Genomic DNA, 18752 nt, shown 5'->3' with positions numbered 1-18752 from the left:
CTCCCCGGCACCGGGTCTTCCCCCGCAACCCCCGTATGCGGTGGTCGTCGGCGCAGCCTGCGCGGCTGCTCCGCCAGTCCGTCGCGATCAGTCCGTCGCGATCAGTCCGTCGCGATCGCGTTCAGTACGTTCATGCGGCCCGCCCGGAACGCCGGGATCAGCGCGGCGAACAGGCCCACGAAGGCCGAGCCGATGAAGACCGTGATGATCGTCGGCCAGGGGATGTCGAGAACCTTCAGGCCCTGCAGCGCCAGGAGCTTCTGGGCGGTCGCGCCCCAGCCCATGCCCAGGCCGAGGCCGAGCAGGGCGCCGAAGAGGGCGATCACCACAGACTCCAGGCGGATCATCCGGCGCAGCTGGCGGCGGGAGAGACCGATGGCCCGCATGAGGCCGATCTCCCGGGTCCGCTCGACCACCGACAGGGCCAGGGTGTTCACGACACCCAGGACGGCGACGATGATCGCGAGGGCGAGCAGGCCGTAGATCATGTTCAGCAGCTGGCCGACCTGGTCCTTCAGCGCCTTCTTGTAGTCGGTCTGGTCGCGCACGGTCAGCTCCGGATACCTGTGCAGCGTGGCCTTGAGCGCCTTGTAGGCGGCGGCCTGCTGCCCGTCCTTGGCGGAGGCGAAGACCATCTCGTCCAGCGGCATCCTGTCGGCGGGGATGTACTTGACCATGGTGGCCAGGGAGGTGTACATCGCGCCCTTGTCGATGACGGTGTCGTCACTGGTGATCGCGCGCACCGTCAGGTGGGCCGTGGAGCCGCCCTGGAAGGCCACGGTGATCTTGGAGCCGAGGTGGATGCCGTGGTCCTCGGCGAACTTCTGGTGGACCGACATCGAGTCGGGCCGGTAGGCGTCCTTGAGGTCGCCGGCGACCGTCTTGGTGCGCAGGTCGGTCGCGTAGGTCGGGTCCGCACCCGTGATGTCGGTGTCCTTGAGGGTCTTTCCGTCCGGGGTGGTGAAGTCGGCCTGGGTCGGCCGGTACTCGGTGACCCGCGCGAGGCCCGGTGCGGACTTGACGGCCTCGACCTCCTGCGGCTTGATCAGCTGCTGGTTGTCGGGCGAGATGATGAAGTCCGTCCCGACGGTCTTGTCGAGCTGGTCCGTGGCCGAGGCGACCATGGAGGAGCCGACCACCGACAGGCAGGCCACCAGGGCCAGGCCGATCATCAGGGCCGCGCCGGTGGCGCCGGTGCGGCGCGGGTTGCGCAGCGCGTTGCGCTCGGCCATGCGGCCCACGGGGCCGAAGACCCGCAGGATGATCGCGCCGAGGACGCGGACCACTCCGGCGGCGAGCAGCGGGCCGATGACGACGAAGCCGATCAGCGTGGCCACCACGCCCAGGCCGAGCCAGCCCGAGCCGGACTTGGCCTTGTCGGCGGTGCCGGCGATGTACAGGCTGTAGGCGCCGGCGCCGGTGAGGAGCAGCCCGATCACGGCCCGGACGACGCCGGCCTTGGCGTCGGCCGGGGCGCCCGCGTCGCGCAGGGCGGCCATCGGGGAGACCTTGCCGGCGCGCCGGGCGGGCAGGTAGGCGGCCAGGACGGTGACCACGACACCGAGGAGCACGCCGACGGTGGGCGTCGTCCAGGCGATGGTCAGGTCGTCGGTGGACAGGTGCATGCCCATGCTGCCCATGAGCTTCATCAGCCCGACCGCGATGCCGACGCCCGCGCCGACGCCGAGCACGGAGCCGATCACGCCCAGCAGCAGCGCCTCGACCAGCACCGACCGGTTCACCTGCTTGCGGGAGGAGCCGATGGCGCGCATCAGGCCGATCTCGCGGGTGCGCTGGGCGACCAGCATGGAGAAGGTGTTGATGATCAGGAAGATGCCGACGAGGAAGGCGATCCCGGCGAAGCCGAGCATCGCGTACTTCATGACGTTCAGGAAGCTCTTGACGCTCTTCTGGTTGGCGTCGGCGACCTCCTTGGCGGTCTGCACCTTGTAGCCGTGGCCGAGGGCGGCCGTGACGTTCTGCTTCAGGCGGTCGTCGGTCAGGCCCTTGGCGGCGGTGACGTTGATGTTGGTGTAGACGCCGGTCCGGCCGACCAGGGTCTGCTGGGCGGTCTTCGTGTCCAGGTAGAAGATGGCCGCGCCCGGGTTGGTGACCTGGAAGGCGGCGATGCCGGACACGCGCGCGTAGTGCGTACCGACGACCGAGATCACGCCGATCTCGGAGCCGATCTTCAGGTGGTGCTTGTCGGCGGTGTCCTTGTCGACCATGACCTGGTCCGGGCCCCTGGGCGCCGTACCGGAGGTGATCTTCATGGTGCGGGCGTCGTTGCCGTTCCAGCTGCCGACGATGGTCGGGGCGCCGCTGGTCGGCGAGAGCTTGTCCTTCTTGGCGTCGACGACGGTCACGGAGGTGGAGAACACCGTGCCCTCGGCCTTGGCGACGCCCTCGGCCCTGCGCACCTGGGCGACCAGGGAGGCCGGCACGACCGGCGGCTTGCCGGTGCGGGAGGTGGTCTCACCGCCGTCGGAGGAGCCCTTCGCGGTGACCGTGACGTCCGAGGCCGTGGCCTGGAAGAGCTTGTCGAAGGTGGTGTTCATGGTGTCGGTGAACACCAGCGTGCCGCACACGAACGCCACCGACAGCAGGACCGCGACCGCCGAGAGCGCCATCCGGCCCTTGTGCGCGAAGAAGTTGCGCATCGAGGTCTTCAGGACGGTCATGACGTACGCCCCCGGGCGTCGAAGTCCTTCATGCGGTCGAGGACCTGATCGGCCGTCGGCTGGTACATCTCGTCGACGATCCGGCCGTCGGCGAGGTAGAGCACGCGGTCGGCGTAGGAGGCGGCCACCGGGTCGTGCGTGACCATCACGATGGTCTGGCCGAGTTCGTCCACCGAGCGGCGCAGGAAGCCGAGGACTTCGGCGCCCGCCCGCGAGTCGAGGTTTCCGGTCGGCTCGTCCCCGAAGATGATCTCCGGGCGGGCGGCGAGCGCACGGGCCACGGCGACGCGCTGCTGCTGTCCGCCGGAGAGCTGGGTCGGCCGGTGCTTGAGCCGTCCGGCGAGGCCGACGGTCTCCACCACGCGGTCCAGCCAGGCCCGGTCGGGCTTGCGGCCGGCGATGTCCATGGGCAGCGTGATGTTCTCGATCGCGTTCAGCGTGGGCAGCAGGTTGAACGCCTGGAATATGAAGCCGATCCGGTCCCGGCGCAGCTGGGTGAGCTTCTTGTCCTTCAGGCCGGTGATCTCGGTCTCGTCCAGGTAGATCTGACCGCTGGTCACGGTGTCGAGCCCGGCGAGGCAGTGCATCAGTGTGGACTTGCCGGACCCTGAGGGGCCCATGATCGCGGTGAACTGGCCGCGTGCGATGTCCACGTCGACGTGGTCGAGGGCGACGACACGGGTCTCGCCGGACCCGTACGCCTTCACGACCTGCCGCGCCCGCGCGGCAACGGCCGTAGGCCCTCCAGTGCCCCCGTGCCTGGGAATGGTCACAGCCGATGTCACGGTATGTCTCCTATTTCGGTTGGCAGATCGGTGAGTGGTGCCCCGGTGGCCCGGGGCGTCGTTCCGGGTACGTCGTGTCGCTCTGGGTACGTCGTCGAGTCTCGCGGCCGGCGGGGTCCTCCCGCGCTGGTGCGAAGCCCCCTCTTTCCCGGGGGAAAACCCCACCCCGCCGGTGCGGTCAGCCGCCCCCCAGCGGCGTAAAGCCAGGTTAAGGACGGCACCGGGCCCATCTCGTCCTCCGCCGGGACGAACCCTCCCCGAGCCGTAGTACGGAGGGACCCCTAGGGGTGCTCCACCCGCGGGCGGAGCCCTTCTCGGGGTCGTCTCCACCCTTCGGTGCGGGAAGCCTCCACCCTTCCGTCGGGTCAGGGTCAACCCTCACGGGTCGTGGCAAGCTGTCGTACCGCAGATAGATGCAAGGGGCACGGGGCAGACTCGGGCAGAGGGTCAAGGGGAGGGGTTCGCGGTGGGGAGTCACGGCGAGGGGTTCGCAGGGGGGAGTACGACACCCGCGATATGCGGCGACGGGGCCGGCCGGCCGGACACCCGGCGGCGGGGCGCGGTGGTCGCCGCGCTGATGCTGGCGATGGCGCTGGCCGCGCTGGACGCCACGATCGTCTCCACGGCCGTACCGCAGATCGTCGGCGACCTCGGCGGCTTCTCCGTCTTCTCCTGGCTCTTCTCCGGCTATCTGCTCGCCGTCACCGTCACGCTCCCCGTCTACGGCAAGCTGTCCGACACGTTCGGCCGCAAGCCGGTACTGGTGGCGGGCGCGGCCGTGTTCCTGCTGGGCTCGCTGCTGTGCGCGGGCGCCTGGGACATGACGGCGCTGATCGCGTTCCGGATCGTGCAGGGCCTGGGCGGCGGGGCGTTGCAGGGCACCGTGCAGACGCTGGCCGCCGATCTGTATCCGCTGGCGGAGCGCCCGAAGATCCAGTCCAAGCTGTCCACGGTGTGGGCGCTGTCGGCGGTGGCCGGGCCGGGGCTCGGTGGGGTGCTCGCCGCGTACGCCGACTGGCGCTGGATCTTCCTGATCAACCTGCCGATAGGCGCCGCCGCGCTGTGGCTGGTCGTCCGTCATCTGCACGAGCCCGAACGGGAGAAGCCCAAGGACCCGGAGGCAGAAGGGCCGGCACGCGCGCGTGTGGACTGGCCGGGCGCGCTCACGGTGTTCGCGTGCGGCGGGGTGCTGCTGACCGCGCTGGTGCAGGGCGGGGTCGCCTGGCCGTGGCTGTCGGCGCCCTCGCTGACGCTCTTCGGCACCGGTCTGGCGCTGGCCGGTGTGGTGGTCGTGGTGGAGCGGCGGGCGGCGCAGCCGATCATCCCGGGGTGGGTGTGGCGGCGCCGGACGATCGCGGCGGTCAATCTGGCGCTCGGCGCGCTGGGGCTGCTGATGGTGGCGCCCAGCGTGTTCCTGCCGACGTACGCGCAGTCGGTGCTCGGGCTCGCGCCCGTCGCCGCCGGTTTCGTGCTGTCGGTGTGGACGCTCAGCTGGCCGGTGTCGGCGGCGCTCAGCCAGCACGTCTACCGGCGCATCGGTTTCCGGGACACCGCGCTGCTCGGCATCGGCCTGGCCACGCTGATCCTCGTCGCGTTCCCGTTCCTGCCCTACCCGGGCTCGTGGTGGCAGCCGACGCTGCTGATGCTGCTGCTGGGCGGGGCGCTCGGGCTGTTCCAGCTGCCGCTGATCGTCGGGGTGCAGTCGACGGTGGGCTGGTCGGAGCGGGGCACCACGACCGCGTCCGTGCTGTTCTGCCGGCAGACCGGACAGACGGTGGGCGCGTCGCTGTTCGGTGCCGTCGCCAACGGGGTGCTGGCCGCGCGTCTGGGCGGGGGTGGTGATCTGGACTCCGTCACGCGCGCGTTGGACACCGGTACGGCCCCGGAGGCGACCCGGCGGGCGATCGCCGACGCGGTGCACGCGGTGTATTTCGGCGCGGCGGGCGCGGCGGCACTGGCCTTCCTGGTCCTGCTGCTGGTGGCACCGCGACGCTTCCCGGTCCGGCCGGAGTGACGGCGGCGCGGCGGTTTCCGGTGCCCGGCGAGCTGGTGCCGGGGCACTAGGGGCACGCGGACCGGCCGTACAACTCACGTCGGACACCCCTGAGTTAACGCGGGTAACACCCCAGCTCGGACGCGTTTTCGCGTAGTAAGCGCATACCGACCGGCCAGTTCGGCGAAAACGCCGCGCGAGCCCGAACCCGCGAGTAACGTGCGTGGCTCCAATCCCCACCCCCCACCTCCCTGCGGTCCGCCGCCACGGACCCGAGCCACGCAAGGAGCCCCGGGATGTCCAACGACGCACCACACCCGTTGTACGACCCGCCCCATCCGTTCTACGACCAACCGCACCAGCCGAGCTACCCACCCCGCTCCGCCTTCGACCCGCCCGCCCCCTCCCACCTCACCTACCCCTGGCAGCCCGCGCCCGCGGCCCCGCCCCGGCCCGATCGCCGGCCGCCCCGCGAACCCCTCGGCCACCACAGCCACCTGCGCGTACTGCGCGGCGCCTACCGGTGGCAGCGGCGCACCGCCACGCTCACCGCGCTCGGCTACTTCACGCTGTTCCTGGTCCTGTCGGCGTGCGCGCCGGGCGTGATGACGCGCACGGTCGCCGACGGCATCCCCGCCGGGCTGCTGCTCGCCCTGGTCCAACTCCCCGTCACCTGGCTCGCGATCGTCCTGTACGAGCACACCGCGCGCCGGCACGTCGACCCGCTCGCGGACCGCATCCGCAAGGTGGCCGAACTGGACGCACGCCGAGGAGTGACCCGATGACCGGCGCGGCCGGCACCCCGGCCGTGGGAGGCTTCACCGGTTTCAGCGGCACGGCCCAGTCCATGTCCCTGGTCGCCTTCACCACCGTCGCCACGGTCATCCTGCTGCTGTGCGTGATGACCGGCCCCGACCGCGACGACCTCGACGAGTTCTACACCGGTTACGGCTCCCTGTCCCCGCTGCGCAACGGCCTCGCCATCGCCGGCGACTACATCTCCGCCGCCACCGTCCTCGGCACCGGCGGAATCATCGCCCTGTGCGGCTACGACGGGGTCGTGCTCGCCCTCAGTACGGCGCTGTCGCTGATGCTGCTGATGTTCCTGCTGGCCGAACCGCTGCGCAACGCCGGCCGCTTCACGATGGGCGACGCGCTCGCCCGCCGGCTGCCGGGCCGCAGTGTACGCATCACCGCCTGCGCGGTGACCATCGCCGCGCTGCTGCCGCTGATGGTGGTCCAACTCGCCGGAACCGGGCAGCTGATGGCGTTCATCCTGGGTTTCTCCAACGAGTCGCTGAAGACCGGATGCGTCGTGGGACTCGGCGCCCTGATGATCGCCTACGCGGCGATCGGCGGCATGAAGGGCACCGCGCTCATCCAGATCCTGAAGATCGTGATGCTGGTCGGCTCGGGCGCCGCCGTCGCCGTGCTGATCCTGCGCCGCTTCGACTGGGACCCGGGCGCCCTGTTCACCGCCGCCTCGCGGCGGAGCGGCGCCGGGCCGGCCTTCCTGCGCTCCGGGCTGGAGTTCGGCACCGCACCGAAGTCCCGGCTCGACATGATCGCCTCGGAGTTGACCGTGGTGCTCGGCGGCGGCGTCCTGCCGCACGTCACCATGCGCATGTACACCGCCTCCAGCGCCCGTCAGGTGCGCCGCTCGATGTCCTGGGCGGTGTCGATCGTCGCCCTGTTCGTGCTGGTCATCACAGTGGTCGGGTTCGGTGCCACGGCCCTGGTGGGCCGCGCCGCGATCGCCGGCGCCGATCCGCAGGGCAACACCGCGTACCTGCTGGGCTCGCGGGCGGCGTTCGGCGCGGACGTGTCCACGGCGGAAACCTTCCTGTTCACGATGGTCACCACCGCGATCTTCCTGACCCTGCTCGCCTCGGTCGCCGGGATGATCCTGGCCTGCGCCAACTCCCTCGCCCACGACGTCTTCGCGGCCCGCGTGCAGGAGATGCCAGCCCGGCGCGAGATGGCACTGGCCCGCGTCTCGGCGCTCGCCATAGGGGTGCCGACGATCCTGCTGGCGACGCTGGCGCAGCACCACAGCCTGCAGCCCCTGATCACGCTCTCCTTCTGCATGGGCGCCTCGGCCATCGCGCCCGCCCTGGTGTACGGGCTCTTCTGGCGCCGCTACACCCGCAGCGGGCTGCTGAGCACGCTGATCGGGGGCTCACTGACCGTGCTGCTGCTCATGCCGGGCACCAATCTGGTCTCCGGCTCACCCGTCTCGGCGTTCCCGCACGCCGACTTCAACTGGTTCCCGTTCACCACGACCGGGATCGTCTCCATCCCGGCCGGCTTCTTCTTCGGCTGGTTCGGCACGGTCGTCTCGGGCCGCGCCAAGGCCGAACGACAGCGGCGTCAGTACGAGGCGGTGGAGGGGTGGATCCTGGCGGGGGCAGTGCGGAAGGGGAGTTGAGCGGGGGCGCGAGGAGACTGAGGGGTGGGCGAGAGGACTGAGGGGGCGGCCGGGAGCGCTACTCCAGGGCCGCCCTGCCCGTCAGCGAGATCAGGCGGCTGCGGACGTGGTCCATGTGCGCCTGCACGTCGTCCCAGGTCTCGCCGTGTTCGCGCAGCACCTGTTCGGTCTCCCCGGCGATGCGTTCCTCGCGCACGCGCGCGTCGGCGACGATTTCGGCGGCACTCGCGCGTGCCTCCTCCTGGCTGCGGTGCGCGAACTCGTGGGCCTCTTCGAGGGCCCGCTTGGCGTCGGACAGCGCCGTCTCGGCCCGGCTCTCCCGCTCGGCGTGCCGGGCATCCAGCGCGGCGATCCGCTCGGCCTCCTCGCGCTCGGCCTCGGCCCAGCGCTCGGCGTGCTCCCGGGACTGCTCGGTGAGCATGGCGGTGGTGCGCTGCCGTACCTCGCGCAACGCGGTGAGCGCCGCCTGGCGCCCTTCTTTCACTTCGCGCCGCGCGCCGACGCGCAGGGCGTCGGCCTCGGCGCGCGCCGCTTGGAGCCGCTGGCAGGCGTGTTCGTCGGCTTCCGCGCGGAGCGCGTCCGCCGCTTCCTGCGCCTCCCGGCGCGCGTCATCGGCGCACGCCTCGGCCTGCGCGACCTGCTCGTGCGTCGCACGCCGCGTACGCTCGCGGAGGTCCTCCGCCTCCTCCAGCACGAACTCGAACAAACGCTGCGCGCGCTCCCCGAGCGCCTCGTACGCCTGCGGTGCGAGCTGGGCCACGACCTCGCGCATCCGCTCGGCCTCCGCCTCCATGTCCCGGGCAAGCACGGTCAGCCGCGCGGCCCGTTCCCACGCGGCGTCACGGTCGTACGACAACGCCTCCAAGGAGGCGTCGACCTGATCGGGGCGGTAGCCGCGCCCCCGGGCGGTCTCGAAGCCGTGGGGCGACATCGATGCGCTGCTCACCCTGGGCACCCCTCTCCACCGGACATACACGACAGGAAGATTTCGCGCACATCTTGATGGATCGGACGTAAGTGTTCATAACGCGACACTCCGCAGCGACGTCACGCTCTGGATCCCGCACTTCGCGCTCGGTGTGCCGGGCGGGGTCGCCCATCCCCTTTCCTTCCCAAGGGTGATGCCCCTGCTGCGAACGGGCGCCGCCCGCCCGTCACCGTGCCGCCGCGCGGCGACACATCGAGGCAGCGGCGCCACCCACTCGGCCCACAGGCACCCCGGCTCGGCCGGTGGACCCCGGCCTACGGTCCGTCTACAGCAGCCCGTCCCACATCTGCTCGAGCAGCACCGACCACCAGCTCTCCGGCGAGCCGAGCGCCGCCGGGTCCAGCGCGGCCAGCTGCGCCTGGAAGTCGACGGTCCAGCGGCCCGCCTGCTCCTGGTTCAGCCCGTACCGCAGGCGCCACATCCGGCCCAGCAACCCCAGGCAGCGCGCGAACTCGGGCAACCCGGTGTTCACGAACTGCGGCGGCACCGGAGCCCCGCCCGGCCCCGCCTCCACGGGCACGGACACGATGTTCGCCGTCCCGTACTGCACACAGATCGCCTTGCCGAAGTCGGTGCCCATCACGAGGTACGAGCCCGCGTCCGACGCCGGCTGCACCCCGCGCTCGGCCGCCAGCTCCGCCAGCGTCGGCACCGGACGGCCCGGCTGGGCCTGCGCCCAGAAGAACGGGCTCATGTCCACCGGCAGACCGGCCACGACCAGCGTGTGCGCCACGACCGGCGGCACACCCTGCCGCGACACCGCCTGCTGCTCGAACCGGAAGACCCCCGGCCCGAACACCGCCGCCAGCTCCTGCGCGATGCCCTCCGGCGGGACCGGCGGCGCCGCCTGCACCGGCTGCAGCGGCGCCCGCACCGGCGCGGGCCGCGCGGGCCCGTCCGCCACCTGGTGCAACTCGCCCTGGTGCGCCAGCAATTGCCGCATGCCCTGCTGCCGGCTCGCGTGGTCCGTGCCGTACGGCGCGATGCTCGTGATGCGCGCCTGCGGCCACTGCTCCCGGATCATCCGCGCGCAGTAGGCGCCCGGCAGCTGGCACGACTCCAGCTCGGTGTGCAGCTCCAGCACCTGGTCCGCCGGCACGTTCATCGCCCGCAGCTCGTGGAAGATCTGCCACTCCGGATGCGGCGTACCCGGCGCCGAGCGCCGGATCAGCTGCTGCTCCGAACCGTCCTGGGCGCGGTAGCGCAGCACGGCCTGATAGCCCGGGCCGACCGTCGGCTGCCCCTGCTGCGGATACCCGTACGCCGGCGGCTGCCCCGACACGGGCGCGCCCGGCGCCATCGGCTGCGGCGCGCCCGGGGCACCCGGCGGCATACCGGGGGCGCCCGGAGCGCCGAGTGCGCCAGGGGCGGGCGGTGGCGGGGGGGCGCCGGGACCTGTCACGGGGGGCGCGGCCAGCATGGTCTCCGCGTGGTGCACGGCCCCGCGCCCGCCCCCCGGAACGCCTGGCGCGCCAGGCGCGCCGGGACCGGCGGGGGCGCCCGGAGGCTGCGGTGCGCCAGGCACGGGCGGCGGCATGCCCGGGGCACCCGGAGCCGCGGGAGCACCGGGCGGATGCGGCATGCCCGGGGCACCCGGCATCTGCGGCGCGCCCCTGCCCATCTGGCTGGGGTCGGCCAGCATCGTGGCCGCATGGTGCACGTTGCCCGCAGGCGGGGCAGGCGGGGCAGGCGGGGCAGGCGGGTTGGGGGCGCCCGGAACGTGAGGCACGCCCGGCGCCTGCACCCCTTCCGCGCCACCCGCACCACCCGGACCGGCCGGCGCGCCCGCACCGCCCTGCCCCTCGGGCCCCTCCGGCCCGAGCGAGGACATCAGCTGCGTCGGCACGTACCCACCGGCGGGCGCACCCGGCACGGGCGGCGTCGGCGCACCCCCCGGGCGCGCGCCCGGCGCGCCAGGCGCACCCGGCGGAGGAGGCGGCGCACCCACGCCGCCGCGCGCCTTCTTCGGCGGCGGCGCCGCCTTGCTGGTCGCGGCATCCGCGATGTCGCCGGCGTTCGGCGCGAGCCGCCGCGCGGACGCACCCGCATCCGCCGGAGGCTGCGGCGCACCACCCGGCGCCTGCGGATAGCCGTACCCCGGGGCGCCCTGCGGAGTGCCGGGCCCCTGCGGATAGCCGTACGTCGGAGCGCTCGGAGGCGACGGGGGCGTGCTGCCCTGCGGTGCGCCCGGCGCACCGGGAACAGCGGGGGGCGGAAGCGGAGCGCCGGGCGCCGGCGGATACACGGGTACGCCCGGCTGAGGCGTGCCGGGAGCTGCCGGCGGCTGCGGGTGGCCGTACGGCGGCGTGCCGAGCTGCGGAGGAGGCGTACTGCCCTGCGGTGTGCCCGGCGCACCAGGAGCAGCGGGCGCCCCGGGCACACCAACGGCGCCCGGCGGGAAGCCCTGCGCGCCCGGCGCGTTCATGGGATCGAGCGCCGGCGCGACCGCCGTCGGCGGCAACTGGCTGCCCCCCGACATCAACGCCGTCTTCGCCTCCGGCGCACTCACCGGCGGCTTCGGCACCCCGTCGCCCGCATCGCTCAGCGGCGGCGCGAACACCGTCGCGGGCAGCGGCACGGAACGGTCGTCCTCACCGGGGCCCGCGTTCGTGTCGGTACCGGCCCAGGGCGTGGCCCCCACCGGCACATCCATGGACGGCGCGTTCCCAGAAGCAGGCGCCCCGGGCACACCGGACGCGCCCGGCGCACCCGGCCCACCCTGCGCCCCACCGAACGCCCCGGAAGCCTCCGCCGGCACCCCGGCCCGCGTCTCCGCCAGCCCCGCCCCACCGGACGAAGCCCCGAGACCGGCACCGGAACCGGCACCAGCACCCACGCCCGAAGCGCCGGCACCCGCGCCCGAGGCGCCGGCACCGGCACCAGAACCGGCACCGACCCCAGCCCCCGAACCGCTCTCGCCCTCCGGCCGACGCTCACCCCCGATACCCAGCTTGTCCGCCGCCTCCTGCAACCACTCCGGAGGAGTCAGCAGGAACGACGTCTGATTGAGGTCCATCCGAGCAGCCGCCGGCGCCGGAACCGCATCCCGCGGCTCGTCGGCACGGCCGTACTCCTCCTCGTACCGGCGGATCACCTCACCCACCGGCAGACCGGGCCACAGCGTCGCCTCCCCGCTGTCCCGGGCGATCACCAGCCGCTGCGCGCCCGCATCCGAACGCGGACCCTCCGCCCGGTCCTCGCCCCACACCACGAAGCCCAGCTCGAACTCCCGCACCCGCACCTCACGGTGCTGGTACGCGGGCACATCACCGTTGATCCACTCCTCGGCGCGCTCCTGCGCCTGCGCATAGGTCACCATCGCCTGAAGCTCACTCCCCCACCGAACCGGAAGACGCCGAGCCGGCCGACACCGGAACGACATGCGCGAAACCGCCGTCGACCATCAGATTCGCCACCGTCTCCAACTCCGGCGGACTGCCCGCGAGCCGCGACAGAAACGCGTCGAAGTCCTCACCGCACGGCAGCAGCAGACGCTCCACCCGCTCCGCCGGAGACCACGACGGATCCACATCACGCACATCGTCGTACGCGCAGAACCACACCGAACCGACCCGCTCGCCCTTCACCTTCACCGCGAGCAACCCGCCCTGCACGAACACGACCCCCAGGTAATCCTTCGTCAGATGGTCGCGCAGACACTTGTTGACATACACCAGGTCATTCACGGCCGCCTCCTCGCGCACCGTGAAGAACGGCTGGTCCAGCAGCAGACCCAACTCGGCGTCCAGCGCCGTACCCACCGGCGCACACCCGCCCGCCGCCTTCAGGAACGAGCGATACGCGCCCGGAAGCCGGAAGCCGAGATCCTCCTCGACACCCTGCACCTGCGCCTCCGTCACCGCCACACCCGACTTCGGCAGCCCGAAATGCGCCGGCCGCGTCTCCTGCAACGGCCGCGTCCCCCGCTTGCCGTGCTCCACCGGCGCCGTGGCGACCCCACCGTGATGCCGCAGCAACGCCTTCACCTCGACCGGAACCAACTCCAGCCGGCGCGTACCCACCACGTGATGCCACGTCCAGCCGTGCGGCGTCGCCACATCCGGCACCGTGTCCCACAACTCGTGCTGCTCCGCCGCCAACGCCGCGTTCGCCGACACATAGTCCGTCAGCCGCAACTCGTCGACACCGAAACCGTCCGGCGGCTCGGCGATCTCCACCGCCACACGCGCGTACGGAGAGAAATCCGGGTAACCATGCTCGTCGACCCGTACTCCTCTCGGGTGACGTGCCGCCCGGACCGGATCCGGGAAATGCACGACCTGCCCGGCATAGGCCGCGTTCGGCGGCGCGGCTTGCTGCCCGAGCCGACCTGTCGTCATGGCGGTAGCCCCCTGCGGCGTTCTCTCTGGCCTCAATCGGCGGTGTCGATCGCGGATGGCGACAGCCTATGCGGTACACGAACCCCGGTCACCGGCCCACCACAACCCCGGGGAAACCAGCCCTCCGCTTCCGTCACCAGCCGTCACCCCACCGTGACGACCTGCCCCGACCGGGCGTGTCGCGCCGCCCCAGCTTCCGCACCGGCCACGGCATTTGGCACCCTGTGTCCTTCGAGGGGATGCCCGGGGAGGGAAAAACAATCATGAACACCTTGCGCACCGGAGGCACCGACGTGCGGGCCGGCGACCCCCGCATCGGCTGGAGCGGCACCGACGCACCCCCCGCCCCCACCCTCCGGCACCGCCGCGACGGCATCCTGCCCACCGTCGCCGCCGCCCTCTCCGTCCGCGGCGCCACCCTCACCGGCACCGCCGCCCGCGGCGACCGACCCCCGCCCCTGCACCACCTCGTCCAGGACTTCCTCGACACCCTCACCAGCAGCGAACGCGACCGCTTCACCGGCCGCTGCGCCGAAACCATCCTCATCTCCCGGCACATCACCGCCGCCGACACCACCCGCAGCAAACGCGCCTCCCGTAAACCCATGACCAACGGCGAAGCCCGCAAATCCCTCAAACACGCCAAACTCACCGCCCGCCGCATACGCGAGGACGGCGACCCCCTCCACGGCAGCTTCGCCACCCCCTGCCGCGCCTGCACCGCCCTCAGCGCCCACTTCGGCGTCCGCATCGTCGACCCCACGGCAACCGACGGCTGACCATCACCGTCCACCCCAGTACGACACCGCCGGCACGACGATCGAAGGGCAGATGCACCCCGACAACGCCACCACCCCCAAACCGTCCACCCGCCACGAGCACGGGACCACACCAGCCCGCTTCCCCGTACTCGTCGACGCCGCCCTGCGCGCCGCCGGCTGGCAACCCGGACGCTGGGACATAAAACAGGCAGAAATCTGGGCCGACGCCCTGCGCGACCACACCTCACCCGCCGGACACCGGCACACCGTCTTCCCCGCCGCCGTCGAGGCCTGGGCCGAATTCGGCGGCCTCCACATCGTCCCCACCGGACCCGGCCGCCAGATCGCCCCCGCCACCCTCCGCCTCGACCCCCTGCACGGCCTCCACCACGCCCGCACCCTCGGCGACCTCGGCCGCGCCCTCGGCACCGACATCTGCCCCCTCGGCGAAGAGACCGACACCGCCGCCGTCCTCGCCATCGACAACGAAGGCCGCGTCTACACCCTCGACCACACCGGCGACTGGTACGTCGGCCCCGACATCGACCACGCCCTCGCCACCCTCATCACCGGCATCGAACCCGTACGCCTCACCGCCGGCTGAGCCACCGCCGGGCACACGGCCGACAACACACCGGACCAGGACACGGCGACACACCGGATCGGGACACAGCAGCACACCGGATCGGGACACAGCAGCACACCGGATCAGGGCCCGGCGGCACACCCCCTCAAGCCGCCGGAATCACCGCCGACACCCGGAAACCCCCCGCATCCGTCGGCCCCGACACAAACACACCCCCCAGCCCCACAACCCTCTCCCGCATCCCCACCAGACCATTCCCACCCGACGGCAACCCCACCGCCGACGCCGACCCCGGCTCCGACGGCGGCTCGTTCTCCACCTGCATCGCGATCTCCGACACCCGATGCGCCAACCGCACATGCGTCTTCGCACCCGCCGCATGCTTGTGCACGTTCGTCAACGCCTCCTGCACCACCCGATACGCCGTCTGCTCGATCTCCGCCGCATACGACCGCACCTCCCCCTGCACCGACAGATCCACCACCATCCCCGCCGCCGCCGACTGCCCGATCAACTCATCCAACTCCGACAGACACGGCCCGTCCTCCACCACCGCCCGAGAAGCCGCCGCAGCAGCCGCCTCCCCCACCGCCACCAACGGCACCCCCGCCGCACGCACCTCATCCCCCGCACGCAAAACCCCGAGCATCTCCCGCAACTCGGTCAACGCCTGCCGCCCCATGTCCCCCACCAAAGCGGCATTCCGCACCGCCTTCTCCGGATCCTTCCGCGCCACCGCCTGCAACGCCGCCGAATGCACCACCATCAGACTCACCCGATGCGCGACCACGTCATGCATCTCCCGCGCAATCCGCGTCCGCTCCTCGTTACGCGCCCACTCGGCCCGCTCCTCCGCCCGCTCAGCGAGCAACTGCAGCTCCCGCTCCAGCGAATCCGCCCGCTCCCGCAGACTCTCCATCAACCGCCGCCGCGCCCCCACATACAACCCCAGCAGCACCGGCGGAGCCGTCAGCCCCAGCGACGTCGTCACCGCCGCGAACGGCACGAACCAGTCACCGAGCGTCAGATCACCCCGCGCCATGTCCTGCCGCACCCGCACGAACGTCACCACCGCCGTCCCCACCAGCGACATCCCCGCCAACGCCCCGATGATCCGCCGAGGCAGCTCACACGAGGCCAGGGTGTACAGGCCGACGATGCCCAGCAGAAACCCCATCTGCGCAGGCGTGATCGCGATGGCGACCAGAACGACCGCGATCGGCCACTTCCGCCGCACCAGCAGCACCGAACCGGCGATCAAACCGAAAAGGATCCCCACCGGCACCGGGATCCCCGCATCCCGTGCGAACGGGACCCCCTCCGCGCCGCACTCCACAGCGGACACCAGCGCGAGACTCCCGTCGAGCACCGCACTGCGCCACCTGGTCCACCACCAGGGCCCGGTCAAGGCCCTGGAGTGCTCTTCCCCCGTCGTGGTCATGCCTCCAGCCTACGGGCGACAGCTGCGGCTTTTCCGGTGACTTTCACCTACCTCCACACACCACACCCCGCAACCGGACCGCCTCGAAACCCACCGAAATCCCTCGAACTGGTGAACCCTTCCCGTTCGACCCCGGAGCCCACCATTTCGGCCGGACAGTATGCCCATGGCACATTCACCAGGTAGGTACGCCGACTTCGAGGCCCTACGGGAACAGGCGATCGCCCTGCGCCAGGCAGGGCTCAGCCGACGACAGATCCGCGACCGACTGCACGTCGACAACAACGACATCCTCAACCGACTCCTGGAAGGCGAGCCGCCTCCCGAGTGGACCAAGCGCCCGAACGCGAAGGACGACCTGCGGGACAGGGCGAGGGAACTACGACTCCAGGGCTGGACCTACGACCAGATCCAGGTCGAGCTGGGCTGCTCGAAGAGCTCGATCTCGCTGTGGGTGCGAGATTTGCCGAGGCCGGAGCGCAAGCGCACCCCCGAGGAATCGGCGGCCATCGCCCGGAAGGGCTGGGAGGAGAAGCTGCGCATCCGGGACGAGGGGCGCACGCGCACGAAAGAAGAGGCCAAGCAGGCGATCGGCAACCTGTCGACGCGGGAGCTGTTCCTGCTGGGCGTAGGGCTCTACTGGGCCGAGGGCGGCAAGGACAAGCCGTACGACCGCCGGGAAAACGTCACCTTCGTGAACAGTGATCCCGGGATGATCGAGGTGTTCCTCGCCTGGCTGGACCTCCTGCAGGTGGAACGCGATCGCCTGCGATTCACGGTGATGATTCACGAGACGGCGGACGTCGGAGCAGCCGAGCGCTACTGGGCGGACTTCGTCGGCGCCACCCCTGACTCCTTCAACAAGACCACCATCAAGAAGCACAACCCCAAGACGGTCCGCAAGAACACCGGTGACAACTACCGAGGCTGTCTCGTGATCAAAGTCCTGAAAGGTGCCGACTTGTACCGTCGCATCGAGGGGTCTTGGTACGGCATAGTGGAGGCCGCACGCGAAGCCGATCAATCAATTCGGACATAGCGCGCAAACGATCCCGGATCGTCTAAGGGTAGGACAAACGGTTTTGGTCCGTTGAATGAGGGTTCGAATCCTTCTCCGGGAGCCACAGCACACAAGACCCAGGTTCGGGCCCTGACCGGCAACACCGCCGTCAGGGCCCGCTCTCATCTCCACCAGAAGTCCCCCCGGTATCCTGCGGCTGTCATTCCCACTCACCCTCAGCCGAAAGGCAAACCCCGTGAGCGCCATCCGCCCGGCAGCCGTCGTCGTTCTCGCAGCGGGTGAGGGCACCCGTATGAAGTCGGCCACACCAAAGGTCCTGCACGAGATCTGTGGCCGTTCCCTGGTCGGTCATGTGCTGGCCGCCGCCCGCGAGTTGGACCCGCAGCATCTCGTCGTCGTCGTGGGCCACGCCCGTGAGCAGGTCGCCGCCCACCTCGCCGAGATCGACCCGGCCACCAGGACCGCCGTGCAGGCGGAGCAGAACGGGACCGGGCATGCCGTGCGGATGGGCCTGGAGGAGCTGGGCGGGTCCGTGGACGGCACCGTGGTGGTCGTGTGCGGGGACACTCCCCTGCTCACCGGGGCCACCCTGACGCGGCTCGCCGCGACCCACCGCGCCGACGGCAACGCCGTGACCGTGCTGACCGCCGAGGTGCCGGATGCGACCGGTTACGGCCGGATCGTGCGGGACGAGGCGTCGGGTGCCGTCACCGCGATCGTGGAGCACAAGGACGCCACGGAGGCGCAGCGGGCGATCCGGGAGATCAACAGCGGGGTGTTCGCGTTCGACGGGGCGTTGCTGGCGGACGCGTTGAAGAGGGTGCGGACGGACAACAGTCAGGGTGAGGAGTACCTGACCGATGTGCTGGGCATTCTGCGGGAGGCCGGGCATCGGGTCGGTGCGTCCGTGGCGGGTGATCACCGGGAGATCGCCGGGATCAACAACCGGGTGCAGTTGGCTGAGGCGCGGCGGATTCTCAATGACCGGTTGCTGACCGTGGCGATGCTGGAGGGGGTCACGGTGGTGGATCCGGCGTCCACGTGGGTGGATGTGACGGTGACGTTCGAGCGGGATGCGGTGGTCCAGCCGAATACGCTGCTGGTCGGGTCGACGCATGTCGGTGAGGGTGCCGAGGTGGGGCCGAACAGCCGGTTGAAGGACACGCAGGTGGGTGCGGGGGCTCGGGTGGACAACACGGTGTCCGACGGTGCTGTGGTGGGTTCTGGGGCGAGTGTCGGGCCGTACGCGTATCTGCGTCCTGGTACGCGGCTGGGTGCCAAGGGGAAGATCGGGACGTACGTCGAGACGAAGAACGCGGCGATCGGTGAGGGTACGAAGGTGCCGCATCTGTCGTATGTGGGTGACGCGACGATCGGTGAGTACACGAACATCGGCGCGGCGAGTGTGTTCGTGAACTACGACGGTCAGGACAAGCACCACACGACGGTCGGGTCGCATTGCCGGACCGGTTCGGACAACATGTTTGTGGCGCCTGTCACGGTCGGGGACGGTGCGTACACCGCCGCCGGGTCTGTGATCACGAAGGATGTGCCGCCTGGTTCGCTGGCTGTGGCCCGTGGTCAGCAGCGGAATATCGAGGGTTGGGTGGCGCGGAAGCGTCCGGGGAGTGCGGCTGCGAAGGCGGCCGAGGTGGCGTCCCGGCGGGGTGAGGGCGAGGAGTGATCGGAAACGGTTGCGTCGAACACGGCGTACCGTGATAAGTGCAC

General features: G+C 71.2%; 13 protein-coding genes and 1 tRNA gene. 8 read left to right on the top strand and 6 right to left on the bottom strand.

Annotation, left to right across the window (positions count from 1 at the left end; all coding sequences use genetic code 11):
- Positions 1-101: 101 nt before the first annotated feature.
- Positions 102-2681, bottom strand: a complete 2580-nt coding sequence (locus AB0L75_RS09635) for an FtsX-like permease family protein (protein ID WP_365177747.1) — start codon at positions 2679-2681, stop codon at positions 102-104.
- Positions 2678-3466, bottom strand: coding sequence for an ABC transporter ATP-binding protein (locus AB0L75_RS09630; RefSeq protein ID WP_365177744.1), 789 nt, complete (start codon positions 3464-3466; stop codon positions 2678-2680). Before AB0L75_RS09630 ends, AB0L75_RS09635 begins: the two co-directional genes overlap by 4 nt.
- Positions 3467-3980: 514 nt before the next feature.
- Here AB0L75_RS09630 and AB0L75_RS09625 point away from each other — a divergent pair.
- From AB0L75_RS09625 to AB0L75_RS09615, 3 genes are all read left to right on the top strand, one after another.
- Positions 3981-5480, top strand: a complete 1500-nt coding sequence (locus AB0L75_RS09625) for an MFS transporter (protein WP_365178073.1) — start codon at positions 3981-3983, stop codon at positions 5478-5480.
- Positions 5481-5755: 275 nt separating this feature from the next.
- Complete coding sequence (locus tag AB0L75_RS09620) at positions 5756-6244, top strand: DUF485 domain-containing protein (RefSeq protein ID WP_365177741.1); 489 nt, start codon at positions 5756-5758, stop codon at positions 6242-6244.
- Positions 6241-7887, top strand: a complete 1647-nt coding sequence (locus AB0L75_RS09615; protein WP_365177738.1) for a cation acetate symporter — start codon at positions 6241-6243, stop codon at positions 7885-7887. The genes AB0L75_RS09620 and AB0L75_RS09615 overlap by 4 nt, the downstream gene beginning before the upstream one ends.
- Before the next feature lie 58 nt (positions 7888-7945).
- Here AB0L75_RS09615 and AB0L75_RS09610 read toward each other — a convergent pair whose 3' ends face one another.
- The 3 genes from AB0L75_RS09610 to AB0L75_RS09600 form a co-directional block, all read right to left on the bottom strand.
- Entirely contained in the window at positions 7946-8818 is an 873-nt protein-coding gene (locus AB0L75_RS09610; RefSeq protein WP_365178070.1) for a cellulose-binding protein, read from the bottom strand.
- 322 nt (positions 8819-9140) lie between these two features.
- The gene (locus tag AB0L75_RS09605) at positions 9141-12194 is read right to left on the bottom strand and encodes an SUKH-4 family immunity protein (RefSeq protein ID WP_365177734.1); all 3054 of its coding nucleotides are present in this window, start codon (positions 12192-12194) and stop codon (positions 9141-9143) included.
- Positions 12195-12204: 10 nt separating this feature from the next.
- A complete protein-coding gene (locus AB0L75_RS09600; RefSeq protein WP_365177731.1) occupies positions 12205-13215 on the bottom strand; it encodes an SMI1/KNR4 family protein in 1011 nt (336 codons plus the stop codon).
- A gap of 263 nt (positions 13216-13478) precedes the next feature.
- On the opposite strand from AB0L75_RS09600, the gene AB0L75_RS09595 reads away from it, so the two are divergent.
- Positions 13479-13994, top strand: a complete 516-nt coding sequence (locus AB0L75_RS09595; protein WP_365177728.1) for a YwqJ-related putative deaminase — start codon at positions 13479-13481, stop codon at positions 13992-13994.
- 52 nt (positions 13995-14046) lie between these two features.
- Entirely contained in the window at positions 14047-14580 is a 534-nt protein-coding gene (locus AB0L75_RS09590; protein ID WP_365177726.1) for an SUKH-3 domain-containing protein, read from the top strand.
- Positions 14581-14707: 127 nt separating this feature from the next.
- Here the strand turns inward: AB0L75_RS09590 and AB0L75_RS09585 are convergent, their stop codons facing one another.
- Positions 14708-16003: a histidine kinase gene (locus AB0L75_RS09585; RefSeq protein ID WP_365177723.1), complete on the bottom strand. Its 1296-nt coding sequence runs from the start codon at positions 16001-16003 to the stop codon at positions 14708-14710.
- 166 nt (positions 16004-16169) lie between these two features.
- On the opposite strand from AB0L75_RS09585, the gene AB0L75_RS09580 reads away from it, so the two are divergent.
- The 3 genes from AB0L75_RS09580 (at position 16170) to glmU (ending at position 18708) form a co-directional block, all read left to right on the top strand.
- Complete coding sequence (locus AB0L75_RS09580; protein WP_365177720.1) at positions 16170-17042, top strand: hypothetical protein; 873 nt, start codon at positions 16170-16172, stop codon at positions 17040-17042.
- An 11-nt stretch (positions 17043-17053) separates the two neighbouring features.
- Positions 17054-17127 (top strand) — tRNA-Gln (locus AB0L75_RS09575).
- 132 nt (positions 17128-17259) lie between these two features.
- On the top strand, positions 17260-18708 hold the full coding sequence (gene glmU / locus AB0L75_RS09570; RefSeq protein WP_365177717.1) for a bifunctional UDP-N-acetylglucosamine diphosphorylase/glucosamine-1-phosphate N-acetyltransferase GlmU: 1449 nt from the start codon (positions 17260-17262) through the stop codon (positions 18706-18708).
- Positions 18709-18752 lie beyond the last annotated feature (44 nt).

Origin of the sequence: Streptomyces sp. NPDC052101 (genome assembly GCF_040680235.1) — a bacterium.
Classification (GTDB): domain Bacteria; phylum Actinomycetota; class Actinomycetes; order Streptomycetales; family Streptomycetaceae; genus Streptomyces.
This window is presented reverse-complemented; position numbering and strand designations above follow the sequence as displayed.